Annotated in this window: 17 protein-coding genes, 1 tRNA gene and 1 pseudogene; 3 read left to right on the forward strand and 16 right to left on the reverse strand. The window is 44.1% G+C overall.

Annotation, left to right across the window (positions count from 1 at the left end; all coding sequences use genetic code 11):
* The 7 genes from VIP81_RS30380 to VIP81_RS30410 form a co-directional block, all read right to left on the reverse strand.
* Window positions 1-334 (reverse strand): hypothetical protein (locus VIP81_RS30380; RefSeq protein WP_331970766.1); only part of this gene is annotated, 334 nt, incomplete at its 3' end.
* A gap of 131 nt (window positions 335-465) precedes the next feature.
* A complete protein-coding gene (locus VIP81_RS30385) occupies window positions 466-1,800 on the reverse strand; it encodes an MBL fold metallo-hydrolase (RefSeq protein ID WP_331970769.1) in 1,335 nt (444 codons plus the stop codon).
* 10 nt (window positions 1,801-1,810) lie between these two features.
* Complete coding sequence (locus tag VIP81_RS30390) at window positions 1,811-2,221, reverse strand: DUF6691 family protein (RefSeq protein WP_331970771.1); 411 nt, start codon at window positions 2,219-2,221, stop codon at window positions 1,811-1,813.
* Complete coding sequence (locus VIP81_RS30395) at window positions 2,218-2,778, reverse strand: YeeE/YedE family protein (RefSeq protein ID WP_331970774.1); 561 nt, start codon at window positions 2,776-2,778, stop codon at window positions 2,218-2,220. Before VIP81_RS30395 ends, VIP81_RS30390 begins: the two co-directional genes overlap by 4 nt.
* A gap of 2 nt (window positions 2,779-2,780) precedes the next feature.
* Window positions 2,781-3,572, reverse strand: a complete 792-nt coding sequence (locus VIP81_RS30400; RefSeq protein WP_331970777.1) for a sulfite exporter TauE/SafE family protein — start codon at window positions 3,570-3,572, stop codon at window positions 2,781-2,783.
* Between the two features lie 57 nt (window positions 3,573-3,629).
* The gene (locus tag VIP81_RS30405; RefSeq protein ID WP_331970780.1) at window positions 3,630-4,238 is read right to left on the reverse strand and encodes a Crp/Fnr family transcriptional regulator; all 609 of its coding nucleotides are present in this window, start codon (window positions 4,236-4,238) and stop codon (window positions 3,630-3,632) included.
* 170 nt (window positions 4,239-4,408) lie between these two features.
* Window positions 4,409-4,480: transfer RNA gene (locus VIP81_RS30410), tRNA-Glu, on the reverse strand.
* Between the two features lie 141 nt (window positions 4,481-4,621).
* On the opposite strand from VIP81_RS30410, the gene gap reads away from it, so the two are divergent.
* From gap to VIP81_RS30425, 3 genes are all read left to right on the forward strand, one after another.
* Complete coding sequence (gene gap, locus VIP81_RS30415; protein ID WP_331970783.1) at window positions 4,622-5,638, forward strand: type I glyceraldehyde-3-phosphate dehydrogenase; 1,017 nt, start codon at window positions 4,622-4,624, stop codon at window positions 5,636-5,638.
* A 161-nt stretch (window positions 5,639-5,799) separates the two neighbouring features.
* Window positions 5,800-6,996 (forward strand): phosphoglycerate kinase, encoded by a 1,197-nt coding sequence (locus VIP81_RS30420; RefSeq protein WP_331970786.1) that lies wholly within the window; start codon window positions 5,800-5,802, stop codon window positions 6,994-6,996.
* A gap of 150 nt (window positions 6,997-7,146) precedes the next feature.
* Window positions 7,147-8,556 carry a cation:proton antiporter gene (locus tag VIP81_RS30425; RefSeq protein ID WP_331970789.1) on the forward strand — a complete coding sequence of 470 codons (1,410 nt, stop codon included), beginning with the start codon at window positions 7,147-7,149 and terminating at the stop codon, window positions 8,554-8,556.
* A gap of 102 nt (window positions 8,557-8,658) precedes the next feature.
* Here VIP81_RS30425 and VIP81_RS30430 read toward each other — a convergent pair whose 3' ends face one another.
* The 9 genes and pseudogenes from VIP81_RS30430 to VIP81_RS30470 all read right to left on the reverse strand — a co-directional run bounded on the left by VIP81_RS30430 (window position 8,659) and on the right by VIP81_RS30470 (window position 16,812).
* The gene (locus VIP81_RS30430) at window positions 8,659-9,939 is read right to left on the reverse strand and encodes a lytic transglycosylase domain-containing protein (RefSeq protein ID WP_331970792.1); all 1,281 of its coding nucleotides are present in this window, start codon (window positions 9,937-9,939) and stop codon (window positions 8,659-8,661) included.
* Between the two features lie 10 nt (window positions 9,940-9,949).
* Window positions 9,950-11,395, reverse strand: coding sequence for an Asp-tRNA(Asn)/Glu-tRNA(Gln) amidotransferase subunit GatA (gene gatA / locus VIP81_RS30435; RefSeq protein WP_331970795.1), 1,446 nt, complete (start codon window positions 11,393-11,395; stop codon window positions 9,950-9,952).
* A gap of 60 nt (window positions 11,396-11,455) precedes the next feature.
* Complete coding sequence (locus VIP81_RS30440) at window positions 11,456-11,755, reverse strand: twin-arginine translocase TatA/TatE family subunit (RefSeq protein ID WP_331970799.1); 300 nt, start codon at window positions 11,753-11,755, stop codon at window positions 11,456-11,458.
* Between the two features lie 160 nt (window positions 11,756-11,915).
* A complete protein-coding gene (gene rplS / locus VIP81_RS30445; RefSeq protein ID WP_133807268.1) occupies window positions 11,916-12,263 on the reverse strand; it encodes a 50S ribosomal protein L19 in 348 nt (115 codons plus the stop codon).
* Between the two features lie 119 nt (window positions 12,264-12,382).
* Window positions 12,383-13,054, reverse strand: a complete 672-nt coding sequence (gene trmD, locus VIP81_RS30450; RefSeq protein WP_331970804.1) for a tRNA (guanosine(37)-N1)-methyltransferase TrmD — start codon at window positions 13,052-13,054, stop codon at window positions 12,383-12,385.
* Window positions 13,055-13,136: 82 nt separating this feature from the next.
* Window positions 13,137-13,658: a ribosome maturation factor RimM gene (gene rimM / locus VIP81_RS30455; RefSeq protein WP_331970807.1), complete on the reverse strand. Its 522-nt coding sequence runs from the start codon at window positions 13,656-13,658 to the stop codon at window positions 13,137-13,139.
* A 369-nt stretch (window positions 13,659-14,027) separates the two neighbouring features.
* Window positions 14,028-14,279 (reverse strand): annotated as a pseudogene (rpsP, locus tag VIP81_RS33825) (30S ribosomal protein S16); the annotation flags it as partial.
* 109 nt (window positions 14,280-14,388) lie between these two features.
* Window positions 14,389-15,714, reverse strand: a complete 1,326-nt coding sequence (gene ffh, locus VIP81_RS30465; RefSeq protein WP_331970813.1) for a signal recognition particle protein — start codon at window positions 15,712-15,714, stop codon at window positions 14,389-14,391.
* Window positions 15,715-15,945: 231 nt separating this feature from the next.
* Window positions 15,946-16,812 carry a sigma-70 family RNA polymerase sigma factor gene (locus tag VIP81_RS30470; protein WP_079473598.1) on the reverse strand — a complete coding sequence of 289 codons (867 nt, stop codon included), beginning with the start codon at window positions 16,810-16,812 and terminating at the stop codon, window positions 15,946-15,948.
* Window positions 16,813-17,070 lie beyond the last annotated feature (258 nt).

The raw sequence follows: 17,070 nt of genomic DNA on the forward strand, positions 1-17,070 counted from the left end.
CGGCAGACATCGTGGAAAACCCCGTGAGTACATCTTTTCCATCAGCTGTTTTCACCAACACATCATAGTCATAAATATACTGGTCGTTAAGGGTAGAATTAGTTCGTTCTTCTTTTGTAATAATAGCGGAACCTTTTATACCATAGACATTTAAAAACCAGGCGTTCAGCATATGCGCCAAAAAAATATTGGCGATGGGTAGCACGAGGGCCAGAATAGCATACAGGGTCTTTTTTCTCCAGATGCTGATCAACGTGAAAAGCAGCAAAATAACCAGGAAAGACCATCCCGGATGATGGCTGAGAAAGTACAGCATGGCAGATATGATTTTCATGGGCTACAACTTAGGTTTTTCTATATATTATTAAGACAAACCTACTACTAAAAAACTGTATATTAAAGCCGTATAACTACGTAAATCTGCAGTACTACCATGGGACTTTTCTCCACCAACGATCTCACCCTTCATTCAATAAATTTTTTAATATTTTCTCCCAGGTCAAACACCTTCGCTTTGTTACCCGCAGATTTAATAAGACTGCTGCCAGCCGCGCTGCGATAACCACCCGCACAATGCACTACAATGGGTTTGTTTTGCGGAATAATCATGGCCTTTTCCCGCAATTCAGGCAAGGGTATCCGCCATGCATTTTCAAAAACAGGTTGCTCATCAGACTCATTGTTATTTCTAATATCTACAATAGTATAATCCTGTGGTCTATTGGTAAAATTTTCGATGTCTATCATCTCCATATTTGCATTTCCACTTTCAAATACAAATGCATTTTCTATAAAGGTTTCATAACCAATTTTACTACAACGGGCTATCACGTTATCGAGTGCTTCTTCACTTTCAGCCACGAGGTAGAAAGGCTCCGCAGGAGCGATAATACTTCCCAGCCAGGTTTCAAATTTTCCGCCGTTCTGCAAATTAATCGACCCGGGCAAATGGCTGCTTTTAAATATTGCTGCCGGCCTGGTATCTACAATCATTATATTTTCATCCATTGCTCCCTGCGGTGCTCTTCTTACTGCCGCGATGGTGTGCACCAAATTAGCTGCACCGCGTTTATTCACTTCCACATTATAAGGAAAGTATTTAGGGATAAACGGCTGCCCTTCATTTAACGCATGAACGAATGCTGCTTCGCTCATTTCCTGCAATGACCAGTTATTTATTTTTTCAATACCTATTGTACTTTGTTTTTCTTTACCGAGAGATTTACCACATAATGTTCCTGCACCATGCGCCGGATATACCAATACCTCATCTTCCAATAACATCAGTTTATCATGCAGTGAATGATACATCTGTCTTGCCAGTTCCTCCCGCTTTGCGGTAAGATTACCTACATTTTCTCTCAGATCAGGTCTGCCGCAATCGCCAATGAATAAGGTATCTCCGGTAAAAACGGCTTTATTGCTACCCTGATGCGTTAATAAAATACTGATGCTATCCGGCGAATGTCCCGGTGTATTCATCGCTGTAAGTTTTAAATCTCCTAAAACAATTTCATCGCCATCGTCAAAGGTCTGATGTGGATAAGTAGCGCCCAGCAACTGAGAACAATAAAGCGTGGCGCCGGTCAACTGATGTAACTCCAGGTGACCGCTCACAAAATCCGCATGCGGATGCGTTGCTATCACACCAACAATAGTTGCCTGTTGCTCTTTTGCATAAGCTACATAAGGACTAATATCCCGTGCGGGGTCTATCAATATTATTTCACGTGCAGACTCACTTGTTATCGCATAAGCATAATGCGACAAGCCACTATCTTCAAACTGTTTAATTTCCATGACTTATAATTTAATGAGGTAATTTTTCACGCAATAAACCATATACCCAGGTGCCGGCTATAGCACTTAATAAGGTGATACCAATAACGAAGACTCCACTTCCCATCTGCGCCAGCAACGGCCCCGGACAAGCACCGGTGATCGCCCAGCCTATACCAAAGATGAACCCGCCATATACATTTCCCCAATGAAACTTTTTATCAGGAATGATAATGGATGCCTTGTCGATCGTTTTTAATTTAAAACGTTTGATCACCTGTATCGATATCATTCCTATTACAATGGCGCTCCCGATAACGCCATACATGTGAAACGACTGCAGATGAAACATCTCCTGGATACGAAACCAGGACACCACCTGTGATTTAACAAGGACAACACCAAACAACAATCCGGCAATTAAGAATTTTATATTTTTCATAGTTGCAATAAATAAGGTAAAAGAAACCAGCTGGTCATAAATCCACCCACCATAAAACAACATGTAGCCACCAGTGAAGGCCACTGCAGGGAGGATATTCCCATAATAGCATGTCCCGAGGTACAACCTCCTGCGTAACGGGTACCGAATCCTACTAAAAATCCGCCAGCCACCATAAAAACAAATCCACGCAGCGTAAATAGCTGACTAAAATTGAATACATCCTGCGGTAGCATACCGCTGAAATCCTTTACACCATACTGTTGCAGTAAAGCAACTGTACGCGGGTTAATGTTTACCGGATCTGGAGCAGAGAATAAAAATGTAGCGATAAAGCCACCCATGATAATACCCAATGCGAACAACAAATTCCAGCTTTCCTTTTTCCAGTCGTACCTGAAAAATTTTATATTAGCCGGAATGCAGGCGGCACAAGTATGCCGGAGCACCGATGAAATTCCGAAAGCCCTGTTTCCGAGTAATAATAAAACCGGTACCGTAAGTCCGATCAATGGCCCGGCAATATACCAGGGCCATGGTTGTTTGATTAAATCCATAGCTATTGATGATATAAAGTGGTGATCAACACAAAGATGCCCATCGCCAGTACAAACCAGCCAAAGACCGGTTTCAACTTTGCATCGTTTGTATATTTAGTTAAATAACTTCCCGCCGTAATGCCGGCTACAGCAAATAGTGAAAAGGCGATTAAAAAAGTATAGTTGAAAGGTACCTTTCTGCTGATATCGCCCAGTATCCCCAGGAGCGAACTAATAGTCATTACCAGCAGCGAAGTGCCAACAGCCTTTTTCATGGACAATCCACCGAATAAAACAAGAGAAGGAATAATAAGAAAACCGCCACCAACACCTACAAAACCGGTAACAATGCCAACAATAAGCCCCTGGACTATTAGGCGGTTATATTGTAGTGGTACATTCGGATGTAGCTTTTCCCGGTTCCTGCCAATCATCGATACAGCGGCCAACAACATGAGTACCGCAAATACGAGCATCAGCAACATTGACTTGGTGAGTACTACACCTCCAATATTCAACAGGTGATCCGGTATGCCTGGCATGATCCATTTACGCATAATAAACACTGCTGCCAGAGAAGGAATACCGAAGATGAGCGCTATTGGGAAATGAACATTTCCCTTCCGGAAATGGCTCCCCACTCCTACGGCACTTGTTAACCCAACGATAAAAAGAGAATAGGTGGTCGCGTTTAAGGGGTCTATCCCGAAGAAATAGACGAGTATAGGAACCGTTAAGATAGAGCCTCCTCCTCCGATCAGTCCTAATGACAACCCTATGAATACCGATGCTATATAACCAACTACTTCCACTTTGTTATTTTATAACACAAAAGTAAAAGGTGGTCAGCAGGAGTTCGGTGACTTATGTTACAGAGGATAATTTAAAATGATCTTATTCCTTGAAAGGCTGATCAGTTGCTGTTTTTCCATTTGCTTCAACAGGCGGGAAATGACTTCTCTCGTAGTGCCTAGTTCTTCTGCTAATTGCTGATGCGTGATATTAAACTCGCTGGACTGATAGACATGCGCTTTTTTCTTTAGTAATTCCACAATGCGATCATCCAGTTTTTGAAATGCCACCGCATTTACTACATCCAGCAATTCTTCAAAGCGTTTATGATACAGTCTGAATATAAAGTCGGTCCATTCCGGATAAATTTTAATCCATTCGCTGGCTTTTTCTATGGGCAACATTAATACTTCCGCCTCCTCTTCCACAATCAGCCTGACCTTACTTGTATCGTCATGTATTCCCGCTAAAAAAGACATAATACAGCTTTCACCGGGTTTGATATAATACAACAATATTTCTCTGCCATCTTCATCCTCTCGCATCACGCGCATGCTTCCCGACAGGACTAAGGGGATAGCACGGATATAACTATTGGATTGCACCAAAACAGTGTCGGCAGGCAGCTTTTTATACTGGCTATTGCTTTGTAATGCCTCTTCTAAAATGGGTCCAAATAATTTCATGATATAAAAGTAACCAAACGATTTCATTCTCCGGTCAGAATGGGGCGAGCTCCTGGGGGGATATTGAATACATCAAAAAAAGAGGGGATAATAAACAGCGATATTTCCGGGCACAAAAAAACCGCACTTGTGTAAGTGCGGTTGCTTGTTTTTTGAGATATTCTCTCTTGTACCACGTACGGGAATCGAACCCGTGACTCCTCCGTGAAAGGGAGGCGTCTTAACCCCTTGACCAACGCGGCGCATCATTTTCGGATTGCAAATGTAGGATGTTATTTTATATTTCCAAAAAAATATTTTCATAACCTAAATTTATATTGATTAATAAGGGTATTGGTTGTAAATTCGCTCTCGATTTTTTCATACTCAAATCACGATGTAAAATGGGAACTACTCTCAAAATTGGTATTAATGGTTTCGGTCGTATTGGCCGTTTGGTATACCGCCAGATTTACAAAATGCCCGGCATTGATGTGGTAGCTATCAATGACCTCACCAGCCCTAACGTGCTGGCGCATTTGCTGAAATACGATTCAGCACAGGGTAGATTCGATGCAGACGTTAAGCATTCTGAAAGCGCAATCAATGTGAACGGTGAAGATGTGAAAATATATGCACAGAGAGATCCGTCTCAAATTCCATGGAAAGAGCATGACATCGATGTAGTAATCGAATGTACTGGTTTCTTTGCTGACAGGGATAAAGCTGCTGCTCACATCACTGCCGGTGCGAAACGTGTTGTAATTTCGGCTCCCGCTACCGGTGATCTGAAAACAATTGTTTTCAATGTTAACCACACTATCCTGGATGGCAGCGAAACTGTTATCTCCTGTGCTTCCTGCACCACTAACTGTTTAGCTCCTATGGCTAAGGTACTGCAGGATAGCTATGGCATTGCTACTGGTTTAATGACTACTGTACACGCTTACACCAACGACCAGAACACCCTGGATGCTCCACATCCAAAAGGTGACCTGCGCCGTGCCCGTGCTGCTGCTGCTAACATCGTACCTAACAGTACCGGTGCTGCAAAAGCAATCGGACTGGTACTGCCTGAACTGAAAGGTAAACTGGATGGTAGCGCACAACGTGTTCCTACTATCACAGGTTCTTTAACTGAGCTGACTACCATCCTCAACAAAAAAGTAACTGTTGAAGAAGTTAACGCTGCCATGAAAGCTGCTTCCAACGAATCTTTCGGTTATACTGAAGATGAAATTGTTAGCGCTGATGTCATCGGTATCCACTTCGGTTCCTTGTTTGATGCTACTCAAACCAGAGTACTGACTGTAGGTGAGCACCAGATGGTTAAAACCGTATCCTGGTACGATAACGAAATGAGCTATGTATCACAACTGGTGCGTACTGTTAAGTACTTTGCCGGTCTGATCAGCAAATAATTATACGAAGTACTCCCGGCACAAACCGGGAGTCTTTAAATTTCCGCGGGACTACACCATAGCAGCAATTGGCCAGAAATTTTTGGTTGTATACTCGCTTTGTGCTGTTGGTACCGCGGTTTTTTAATGATACCCTTTCTCGTTATCTTAAATTGATACATATGAGCAAATTCTCTAACTATAATTTCAATGGCCGCAAAGCCTTGATTCGTGTGGATTTCAACGTTCCCCTGAACGATAAATTTGAAATCACCGATGATACCCGCATGCGCGCGGCGGTACCTACCATCCAGAAAATATTGAAAGATGGTGGCGCCGTTATCCTGATGTCTCACCTGGGTCGTCCGAAAGATGGTCCTACTGATAAATATTCTTTAAGACACCTGGTATTCCACCTCGTTTCTTTATTAGACGGCGTTACCGTAAAGTTTGCGGAAGACTGTGTAGGTCCGGTGGCTGAAAAAGCAGCAGCTGAACTGCAGATGGGCGAAGTACTGTTACTGGAAAACCTGCGTTTCCACAAAGCAGAAGAAAAAGGCGATGCCGCTTTTGCAGAACAACTCTCTAAACTGGGTAATGTATATGTAAATGACGCATTTGGTACTGCACACCGTGCACACGCCTCTACTGCGGTTATTGCACAATACTATGCACCAGAAAACCGTATGTTTGGTTTGTTGATGGAAGCAGAAGTAAACAGTGCGCAGAAGGTACTCAATGACGCTAAATCTCCGTTCACCGCTATCCTGGGTGGTGCTAAGGTGAGTGATAAAATCCTGATCATTGAAACCCTGATGGATCGTGCCAACAACCTCATTATTGGTGGTGGTATGGCTTATACTTTCCTGAAGGCACAAGGCAAAGAAATTGGTGGCTCCCTGTGCGAAAATGATAAGCTGGACCTGGCGAATGAACTGGTGGAAAAAGCAAAGGCAAAAGGTGTGCAGCTGATACTCCCCGTTGATTCTATTGCTGCTGATAAGTTTGCGGCAGATGCCAATACACAGGAAGTGTCCAATGATAACATCCCTGCGGGATGGATGGGACTCGACATAGGTCCTAAGTCTATAGCGCTGTTTGCAGAAACGATCGCTGCTTCCAACACTATTTTGTGGAATGGTCCTATGGGCGTATTTGAAATGGCGGCATTCCAGGCTGGTACCAAAGGGGTAGCAGATGCGATTGTTACCGCTACTTCAAAAGGCGCTTTCTCTCTCGTAGGTGGTGGTGACTCTGTTGCTGCCGTAAATCAGTTCGGTATTGCCGACAAGGTAAGTTACGTATCTACCGGTGGTGGTGCATTACTGGAATTCTTTGAAGGAAAAGAATTACCGGGAATTGCAGCCATCTCTGAGTAAGCATAAAGCAGAAGGCATACAGTAAAAAGCTATTGTAGCGAATGACCAGCAGCGATGAATAATTTAATTTTCGCTTTTATCATTCGCTACAATAGCTTTTTGCTTTCGGCTTTTACTTATATTTTGCAAACAACCCATAATTCTTCTGTCATGAACAAACGCTTTCTATGGTACCCGGCCATCATCGGTGTTTTTGCCGCATTGATCTGGGTTATACTTCAGAAGGGACAGTCCCTCCCCATTTCACATGCCATTGCTCCGGCAGTGCCGGTATCGGCTACTCCGGCGGTGCAGGGCTGGTGGCGTTACCTGGATAACCTCAAACATCCGCTGGGATTGTTGTTGCTGCAAATTATCGCGATTATGCTCACGGCACGTTTGTTTGGTATCATCGCTAATAAGCTAAAGCAACCTGCAGTGGTGGGTGAAATCATTGCGGGCGTATTACTTGGCCCCTCCCTGCTGGGCTGGGCCCTGCCTGCGTTTTCCAGCTTCCTGTTTCCGGTAGAATCACTTAAAAATTTACAGTTCCTCAGCCAGATAGGGCTGGCCTTCTTTATGTTTATCGTAGGCATGGAGCTCGATCTTAATAAAATCAGGAATAAGGCGCATGATGCGGTGATGATCAGTCATGCCAGCATCATAGTACCCTTTTTTCTGGGCGTTTGGCTGGCTTATTTCCTCTTTACCCGCTTTGCGCCTGCTAACGTTAGCTTTTTATCTTTTGCCTTATTTATGGGCATTGCAATGAGTATTACTGCATTTCCGGTATTGGCCCGTATTGTTCAGGAAAGAAAGTTAACGCATACCCCACTGGGTATTATGGCGATTACCTGTGCTGCCGCAGATGATATTACTGCCTGGTGTATCCTGGCGGTGGTAGTGGCCATTGTAAATGCCGGTGGTGTATTAAGTGCGGTGGTCACCATTTCGCTGGCACTGGTATTTGTAGTGATCATGCTGCTGCTGGTACGACCCTGGCTGGCCCGCATTACGGCGGCACAAATGGCAAAGGGAAGAGAGAAGGCGGCTGTTTCCGGGGTATTTTTTGTACTCCTGATATCTGCCTGGATGGCCGAAGTAATAGGTATACATGCGTTATTCGGCGCTTTCCTGGCAGGCGTGATCATGCCTGCTACCACCAATATCAAACAACTGCTGACGGATAAACTGGAAGATGTAAGCGTGATGTTGCTGCTGCCGATTTTCTTTGTTTACACCGGTTTAAGAACACATATCGGGTTATTAAACCAGGGAGACTTATGGCTGGTATGCGGCATGATTATGCTGGTAGCAGTGGCCGGTAAATTCGGGGGCAGTACGATTACGGCAAAATTGATGGGTCAAACCTGGAGGCAATCTGTATCTATCGGTGCGCTGATGAATACCCGCGGATTAATGGAGCTGGTAGTACTGAATATTGGTTTTGATCTGGGCATCCTGTCTCCCGAAATATTTGCCATGATGGTGCTGATGGCGCTGGCCACCACCTTTATGACGGGGCCGTTGCTGGATCTTGTGCTCTTCAGTGAAAAGCGTAAAAAATTAATGCCGGTATAAGAAATACAAAAACCTTCCTCGTCCATCGGGACCTGCATAAAAAAAGAGCGTGTATCTGTAGATACACGCTCTTTTTTATATCGTTACACCCGTTGTTGGTGATTATTTCTTTTTGGTAGTAGCCTTCCTGGAAGAAGTATGCCTTTTGGTGCTGTGGTGTTTTTTAGCAGTGTAATGTTTTCTGGCAGTAGTAGTCGTTGTTTTCTTTGCTACTGTATTGCTCTTGTCTGCCATCTTCACTGGCGGTGGGAATTTAGATTTATCCACACCTACTGCTTTATCATCCAGTGTGAGCTGCACAGATTCTTTCAGCATTTCTTCTTTCTCCGCCATGAACAGCTTCATCTTTTCTTTCGGGATGCGCAGGTCATAGTTGTTTTCGGCACTGCTCATTGCTTTAGTGAAGCCAGGATTGAAGCGGTCTAACTCGGCCACCTGCATGTCCAGTTTCTTGGCAATAGCTTCCAGCCGATATTTGCCGGTTACGTTGATTTCAACGGTATTGAATATTTCGTCTTCTGTTAACGGGCCTCTTGCGATGGGTGCAGATACATTATCTGCAGCCGGCATATTCACCGTAATAGTAGGATTTACATCATCACTTACACCGAAGAAGTTATTAAACCTATCGAGGATATAACCGGTAGCGATGAATTTGTATACGTGGTTACGTGATTCTGCTGGCAGGAAATATTGCATGCCCCAGAAATCTTTACGTCCGCTGGCGTTGATAGCGCGTTGTACACCACCTGCCCCACAGTTGTAAGCAGCTACTACGAGCAACCAGTCATCAAACTGTGCATACAGTTGATTCAGGAACTGCGCAGCTGCCAGGGTAGATTTATAGAAATCTTTTCTTTCGTCTACTTTTTTACCCACGCTTAAGCCAAAGATGCGGGCAGTACCGGCCATAAATTGCCAGGCGCCTACAGCACCCACTCTGGAGCGGGCATTGGTGTTAAAGCTGGATTCAATTACCGCGAGGTATTTCATTTCCTCCGGGATACCATTATCACGGAACACTTTTTCAATCATGTTGAAATAAGGTTGGCCTTTATCAATCATGATTTGTAAATGCTGACTATACCGGGTAGCGTAGTTATTTACATAACCGGCCACCAGGTTATTATTGATCTGTTCATATACTTTCGCACTGCGAATAGTATTAGGCAGACTTTGTGCAGCTTTCTTCACAGCTATGGAGGTCGGTGATGCCTGTACAGTATCCTTCGGTAAACGTACCTTGTGATTCAATTTCAGTACAGAAGTATCAGGCGCTCCAATGGGATACACCGTCTCTTTAGGATTGCTATTGCCTCCCTTCGCACTCACACTCACTAAACTTGTTGCTGGCAACAGCAGTAGTAAAAAGATTTTTCTCATACAATTTATTTTAAACAACAGTAACCTGCTCCTTAGCCATCACCTGATGGGCTATACGTAGCAAGTTTGCTTCGCTAAACTTCTTTGTGATGATCTGTACACCATATGGCATTCCGTTTGAATGCCGGCACAAGGGAACGGATATAGCCGGAACCCCTGCCAGATTTGCCAGTACCGTATAAATATCAGCCAGGTACATAGCTATGGGGTCATCTGTTTTTTCCCCTAATTTAAATGCTGTGGATGGCACAGTTGGCATTAAAATGGCGTCGTATTCTTCTAATATATCGTTGAGTTTGTCTGTTACAAGACGCCTAACCTGTTGTGCCTTAGTATAGTATGCGTCATAATAGCCCGCACTCAGCACAAAAGTCCCCAGTAATATACGACGTTTTACCTCTTTTCCAAATCCTTCTGATCTACTTTTTTTGTAAAATTCGGTGAGATCCAGGTTTTTCTCCGGGGTTCTGTGTCCATATTTTACCCCGTCAAAGCGGGATAAATTGGAGGATGCTTCTGCTGTAGTGAGCACATAATAGGCTGGAACTACATGGTCAAGGTACTCAAAACTCTTTCCTGATACCGTATGACCGAGAGACTGCAAACTTTCAAAGAAATCAATATAGCCATCTTTCATTTCTGCGTCCAGACCATCGTGGTACTGGGCATCTCTTAAATACGCAAATTTGAACGATTTATTGTTCTCCAGGTTTTCCTTATAGTCAGGGACTTCTTTTTGTGACGCGGTACTATCAAACTCATCCGGTCCTGCGATCACCTGTAGAACAGACGCCACATCGGCAATATCCTTGCCAAAAATGCCAATCTGATCAAATGATGAAGCGTAAGCGATGAGCCCATAACGCGAAATACGGCCATAGGTAGGCTTTAGCCCAACTATACCGCAAAAATCCGCCGGTTGGCGAACAGAACCGCCCGTATCACTACCCAGGCTTACCTGGCACAAATCTGCCTGTACTGCTACTGCTGAACCGCCGGAGGAACCACCCGGTACACGGGTATTATCCAGGGCATTCAGGGTAGGTCCGAAAGCAGAATTTTCGTTGGTAGACCCCATGGCGAATTCATCGCAGTTAAGATTACCAATGATAATAGCATCCGCTGCCAGCAGTCTTTCAACGGCGGTAGCGGAAAACAGGGATGTAAACCCTTCCAGTATATGGGAAGCGGCACTTACATTATGGCCTTTATAGCAGATTACATCTTTAATACCCACCACCACTCCTGCAAGCGCACCCAGCTTTTCTCCGTTTTTAATGCGGATATCGAGCTCACGTGCCTTTTCCAGGGCCTCCTCCTCATACACTTCCAGGAAGGCATTCAAATGTTTTAGCTGGGCTATACGGTTGAGGTAATAACGTACCCGCTCCGTACAGCTTGTGCTGCCGGCGTATAATGCTTTATGGAAAGTAATTATACTGCTGAATTCAGACAAGACTAAACCAGTTAAAAATTAAACTAAATCAGGAACACACTCTTCTTAGGAGTCGGTTGATTACTGCCCGTTGTGTTGTTGTGTAGCGTCCGATATTACGGTGCTTGTTGTATGCGGCGCATCTGTGGTTGCAGGCGCAGAAGGTGCAACAGGCTTATCTTTCATACCTTCTTCTATTTCCTGGCGCACATTATTCTTGGCGTCATTGAATTCACGGATGCCTTTACCCAGGCCACGCATCAATTCAGGAATTTTTTTGCCTCCAAAAAGCAGCAATACTACTACAGCAATCAAAAGCAGCTCGGACATTCCTATATCCTGAAGAATCAAAAATGATGATTTAACAAAAACAGCAGTCATCTTCTCAAATGTTTATATTGTTCAGGCAACAAAGATAGAGCATATAATCGGCTTTTTCACCCCTTTGCCATATCCGGCCTGAGTTTTAATAGCATTTTAAGCACACGAAAAAAGCGGCACCGGTAAGGTCCCGCTTTTAACAAATTTCCCTGTATTTATACTAAACCCTTTTTTCTTTGATACGGGCTTTCTTACCAGCACGTTCGCGCAGGTAGTAAAGCTTAGCTCTTCTTACCTTACCCACCTTGTTCAACACGATACCATCGATATGAGGAGAGTAAAGCGGAAACAGTCTTTCCACACCAATGCCATCAGAAATTTTTCTAACAGTGAAAGACGTTGTGGATCCTGTACCCTGGATTTTCAACACATCACCTTTAAAGGACTGAATCCTTTCTTTATTACCTTCCACGATTTTATAGTTGACAGTGACGTTGTCGCCTGCTTTAAACTTCGGGTACTGTTTGTTAGCTGTCAGTTGTTCGTGAACAAACGAAATTGCGTTCATCTTTCAAATATTTATGGGAGTGCAAAAGTAAGTCAAGAAATAGCATTTACCAAATTAAAAATCAAGAAATTATGCTGTTCAAATGGTAAAGCGATCTATATGACCTATGTATCATTAAGTTATAACAGGTCGGGCCTGCGTTGTTTTGTTCTTTCTACCGATTCCTGGTGTCGCCATTCATCGATTTTTTTGTGATCACCGCTCAAAAGGATATCCGGTACTTTCCTGCCACGAAATTCTTCTGGCCGGGTATACACCGGCGGCGCCAGCAAATTATCCTGAAAAGAGTCGGTTAAGGCACTGGTTTCGTTATTCAGCACCCCTGGTAACAGGCGGCCAATAGCATCTACCAATACAGCTGCTCCCAGTTCTCCCCCACTCAGCACATAATCGCCGATGGAGATCTCTTTCGTGATAAAATGATCGCGGATACGCTGATCTATGCCCTTATAGTGCCCGCACAGCATCAGCAAATTGCCTTTCAGCGACAGCTGGTTGGCCATTTTCTGATTCAGTGTTTCGCCATCAGGCGTGAGATAAATCACTTCATCGTACTGCACCTTTGCCTGAAGCGACTCAATCGCATTTACAATAGGCTCCAGCATCATGACCATGCCTGCGCCACCGCCAAACTGGTAGTCGTCTACCTGGCTGTGTTTGAGGCTGGAATACTGCCTGAGCGGATGTACATGTATTTCCAGTAAACCTTTGGCCTGTGCTCTTTTCATGATAGAATGAGACAACGGGCTTTCCAGCAGTTCCGGTAATACAGTGATGATATCGATTCGCATTGCTTATTTTAGCTTTTAGCGGTTAGCTGTTAGTAGTTAATCCTTAGCGGGTCACCAGTGGCGGACTGCTAATAGCCAACAGCTACCCGGTGTACAGTTCAATCAAACCATCCGGCAGATTCAGGTGCACGGTCTGATTCTTCTTGTCTACCTTCACCAATGACTGTTCATTGACCGGTAATAGGGCTTCCTTGCCCTTAATGAATACTTTCACGAGTACCTGCATGGGCATCTCGATCACTTCTTCAATAGTGCCCAGCGGGCCATATTGCTGATCTTCCACGGCATACCCCAGTAAAGCCAGGGGAGCTGAGGACGCAGTTTGTTGTTTAAAGTCATCTTCCTGCAGAAATACCTGTGCCGGCATCAGCTTATGAGCGGCTTCTTTGGTATCAATGCCTTCCAGCTTGATATATACACTTTCGCTGTCCTTTACCGTTACCTGCTGGATAAAGTAGGGAATAAAGCTGTTTTTCCGCTCCTGAAGGAAAATAACGGTTACCCCCTTCAGAGAAGACTTTTTGCCCAGGCTATGCCTTAAAACCAGGTCTCCCTGCAAGCCATGCGCTGATGCGAGCTTCCCGATACTAAAATAATTACTCATACTGGTAGCTTTTAGCTGTTAGGCCTTAGCGAGTTACCAAGGGATATCGCTTTTAGCTGTTAGCTACATCTTTACTTCGAACAAAAATTAAAAAAGGAAATATTTGCGGTTGCAAATATTTCCTTTTTCAGGTATTGTTAAAACGTTGCCGTTTTATGCTTCTGTACCTTCTCCTTCTGCTGCTGGTGCTTCAGTCGCTGGAGCAGCTGGAACGTCTTCTACCTTTCTTACGATTGGAGCAGCAATCCGTGCTTTTTTGTGACCGTCGCGGCGGGCAGAAACTTTTTGTTCGTGCTCAGCTTGCCATTGTGCGAACTTTTGGTAAGCAGTAGGCTCGTCGAACAGGTTCAAAGTAACACCTCTTAACAGGTGTTTCAAATACAATACACCTTTGAATGACAAGATTCTTCTAACAGTGTCAGTAGGTTGTGCACCTTTCTGCAACCAACGCAATGCCTTTTCGGTATCGATGTTGATGGAAGCTGGAACTGTTAAAGGATTGTAAGTACCAATTTTCTGGATGAATTTACCATCTCTTGGTGCGCGTGCGTCGGCTACTACGATAAAATAGAAAGGCCTTTTTTTCGCGCCATGTCTCTGCAGTCTGATTTTTACTGGCATAAATAAGTCGAGTTATTTTTTGCGAGTTAGGAAATATTGTTTAATTAGGGATGCAAATGTAATCAGTAAGTTGATATTTGCAAAAAAAATTTATGTCAATCTGATCTTGTTATCTCACCATTCCCTTCAAACCCTTACCACCACCGCCAAATTTATTCATCATCTTCATCATCTGGCGCATTTGTTCAAACTGCTTCATGAACTGATTGACATCCTGAATGTCTTTTCCGGCTCCTTTTGCAATGCGTTTGCGGCGGCTTCCGTCGATCATATCGGGGTCGGCACGCTCAGCCTTCGTCATGGAGTTGATCATGGCCTCAATGCCCTTAAAAGCATCATCGCTGATGTCCAGGTCTTTTACTGCCTTCCCTACTCCCGGGATCATGCCCATCAGATCTTTCAGGTTACCCATTTTTTTGATCTGCTGTAACTGCTCCTTAAAATCGTCAAAATCGAACTGATTCTGGCGGATTTTCTTTTCCAGCTTCTTGGCCTGTTCTTCGTTAAACTGCTCTTGTGCACGTTCTACCAGGGTAGTGATATCACCCATTCCCAGGATACGCTGCGCCATACGTTCAGGGTAGAAAACATCGAGGGTATCGAGTTTTTCGCCCATGCTCACAAACTTGATGGGCTTTTCTACCGTGTACTTGATCGTCAGGGCCGCACCACCGCGGGTATCACCATCCAGTTTGGTCAGTACCACCCCGGTAAAGTCCAGGCGTTCGTTAAACGCTTTGGCGGTGTTTACCGCATCCTGGCCGGTCATGGAATCCACTACAAACAGGATTTCCTGCGGTTTCACAGCTGCTTTCACGGCCGCTACTTCCGTCATCATCGCTTCGTCTACCGCCAAACGGCCGGCAGTATCTATGATAATAACGTTAAAACTGTTGGCTTTTGCATGTTTGATGGCATTTTCAGCAATCTGAACCGCATTTTTATTTTCTGGTTCGCTATATACTTCTACGCCGATCTGCTCTCCCAGTACTTTCAGCTGATCAATCGCCGCAGGGCGATAAATATCTGCTGCTACCAGTAAAGACTTTCTGTTTTTCTTGGTTTTAAGGAAACTGGCCAGTTTACCAGAGAAGGTAGTTTTACCGGAACCCTGTAAACCTGCTATCAGGACTACAGTAGGATTGGATTTGAGGTCAAATTCAGCCTCGGTACCACCCATCAGTTCCGCCAGTTCATCCTTCACGATTTTCACCATCAGCTGTCCCGGAGAAATAGAAGTTAATACCTTCTCTCCCAGCGCTTTATCCTTTACCTTATCAGTAAATTCCTTGGCTATTTTATAGTTCACATCCGCATCTACCAATGCACGACGGATCTCTTTAACAGTAGTGGCTATATTTATTTCGGAAATCCGGCCTTCCCCTTTAAGCTGCTTAAACGCGGAATCGAGTCTCTCTGATAATGATTCAAACATTGTTGGTATTTTAAACGGACTGCAAAAGTATATTTTTTTGGCGGAATTTGTCTTACTCAGGATTATACTGATTACACTGATTGTTTTGATTTTTTCTTTTTGGGTATAAAAAAGATTAGCGAAGACCGTTGCGGATATCGCATCTGTCTTCGCTAATCTTTATAAAATCTTTACAAAATCAACTAAAAAAGTCAGGATAAGTCAGTGTAATCCTGAGTAAGACAACATTCGCTATCCCAGGTAATTGCGGAGCAATTTACTTCTGGAGGTAGTTCTAAGCTTAGTGATGGCTTTGTCTTTGATCTGACGAACGCGTTCGCGGGTCAGGCCAAATTTTTCGCCGATATCTTCGAGTGACATGGGATGTTCAACGGCGATGCCGAAGTACAGCATGATCACGTCTTTCTGGCGATCTGTTAAAGTAGAGAGGGAACGTTCTATTTCGCGGCGGAGTGAATCATGATGATCCAGTTCTTCGTCGGCGCTAACGGCGTTCGGGTTCTCCAGTACGTCGAGCAGGGAATTGTCTTCTCCGTCAATAAACGGTGCATCCATGGATACGTGGCGGGCAGCAACACCAAGGGTGGCTTCCACTTCCTCTGTATTAATTTCCAGAATGGTAGCGAGTTCATCGGGAGATGGTTCTCTTTCATATTCCTGTTCCAGCTGGGAATACGCTTTGCTGATCTTGTTGCTCAGGCCCACTTTGTTGAGTGGTAAACGAACAATTCTGGATTGTTCGGCCAGGGCCTGCAAGATAGACTGACGGATCCACCATACGGCGTAGGAAATGAATTTAAAACCGCGCGTTTCATCAAAACGTTGAGCAGCTTTAATTAACCCGAGGTTCCCCTCGTTGATCAGGTCACTGAGCGACAGCCCCTGGTTCTGATACTGTTTCGCAACGGATACCACAAAGCGAAGATTGGCTTTAGTAAGCTTCTCCAACGCTCTCTGATCGCCCTGCTTGATCCGGATAGCCAGGTTTACCTCTTCTTCCGGCGTAATTAAATCCACTTTCCCAATCTCCTGTAAATACTTTTCCAGGGATTGAGACTCCCTGTTGGTAATGGATTTAGTGATTTTAAGTTGGCGCATTGACATAGAGTCGGAACAGTTACAGGTTAATAAAAAGTTAAGATTTGATGAATGCCTGACAAAAATAACTTTTTTTAGATAGCCACCAAAAAAAATCTATTGTTTTTAAATCATTTCCAAATAAAATCGATTGATCATTAAGGGCTTGCAATTCTCAGGGAAATTCGCCACTATGGAGGCAAAACAGTGTCTCGTCCCATATGCTTATTTTTTATATTTATATAAAATGTAATATATATAGTTTTACTAAGGCGTGTA

The sequence above is a fragment of the Chitinophaga sp. genome (genome assembly GCF_036566945.1).
Taxonomy (GTDB): Bacteria; Bacteroidota; Bacteroidia; order Chitinophagales; family Chitinophagaceae; genus Chitinophaga.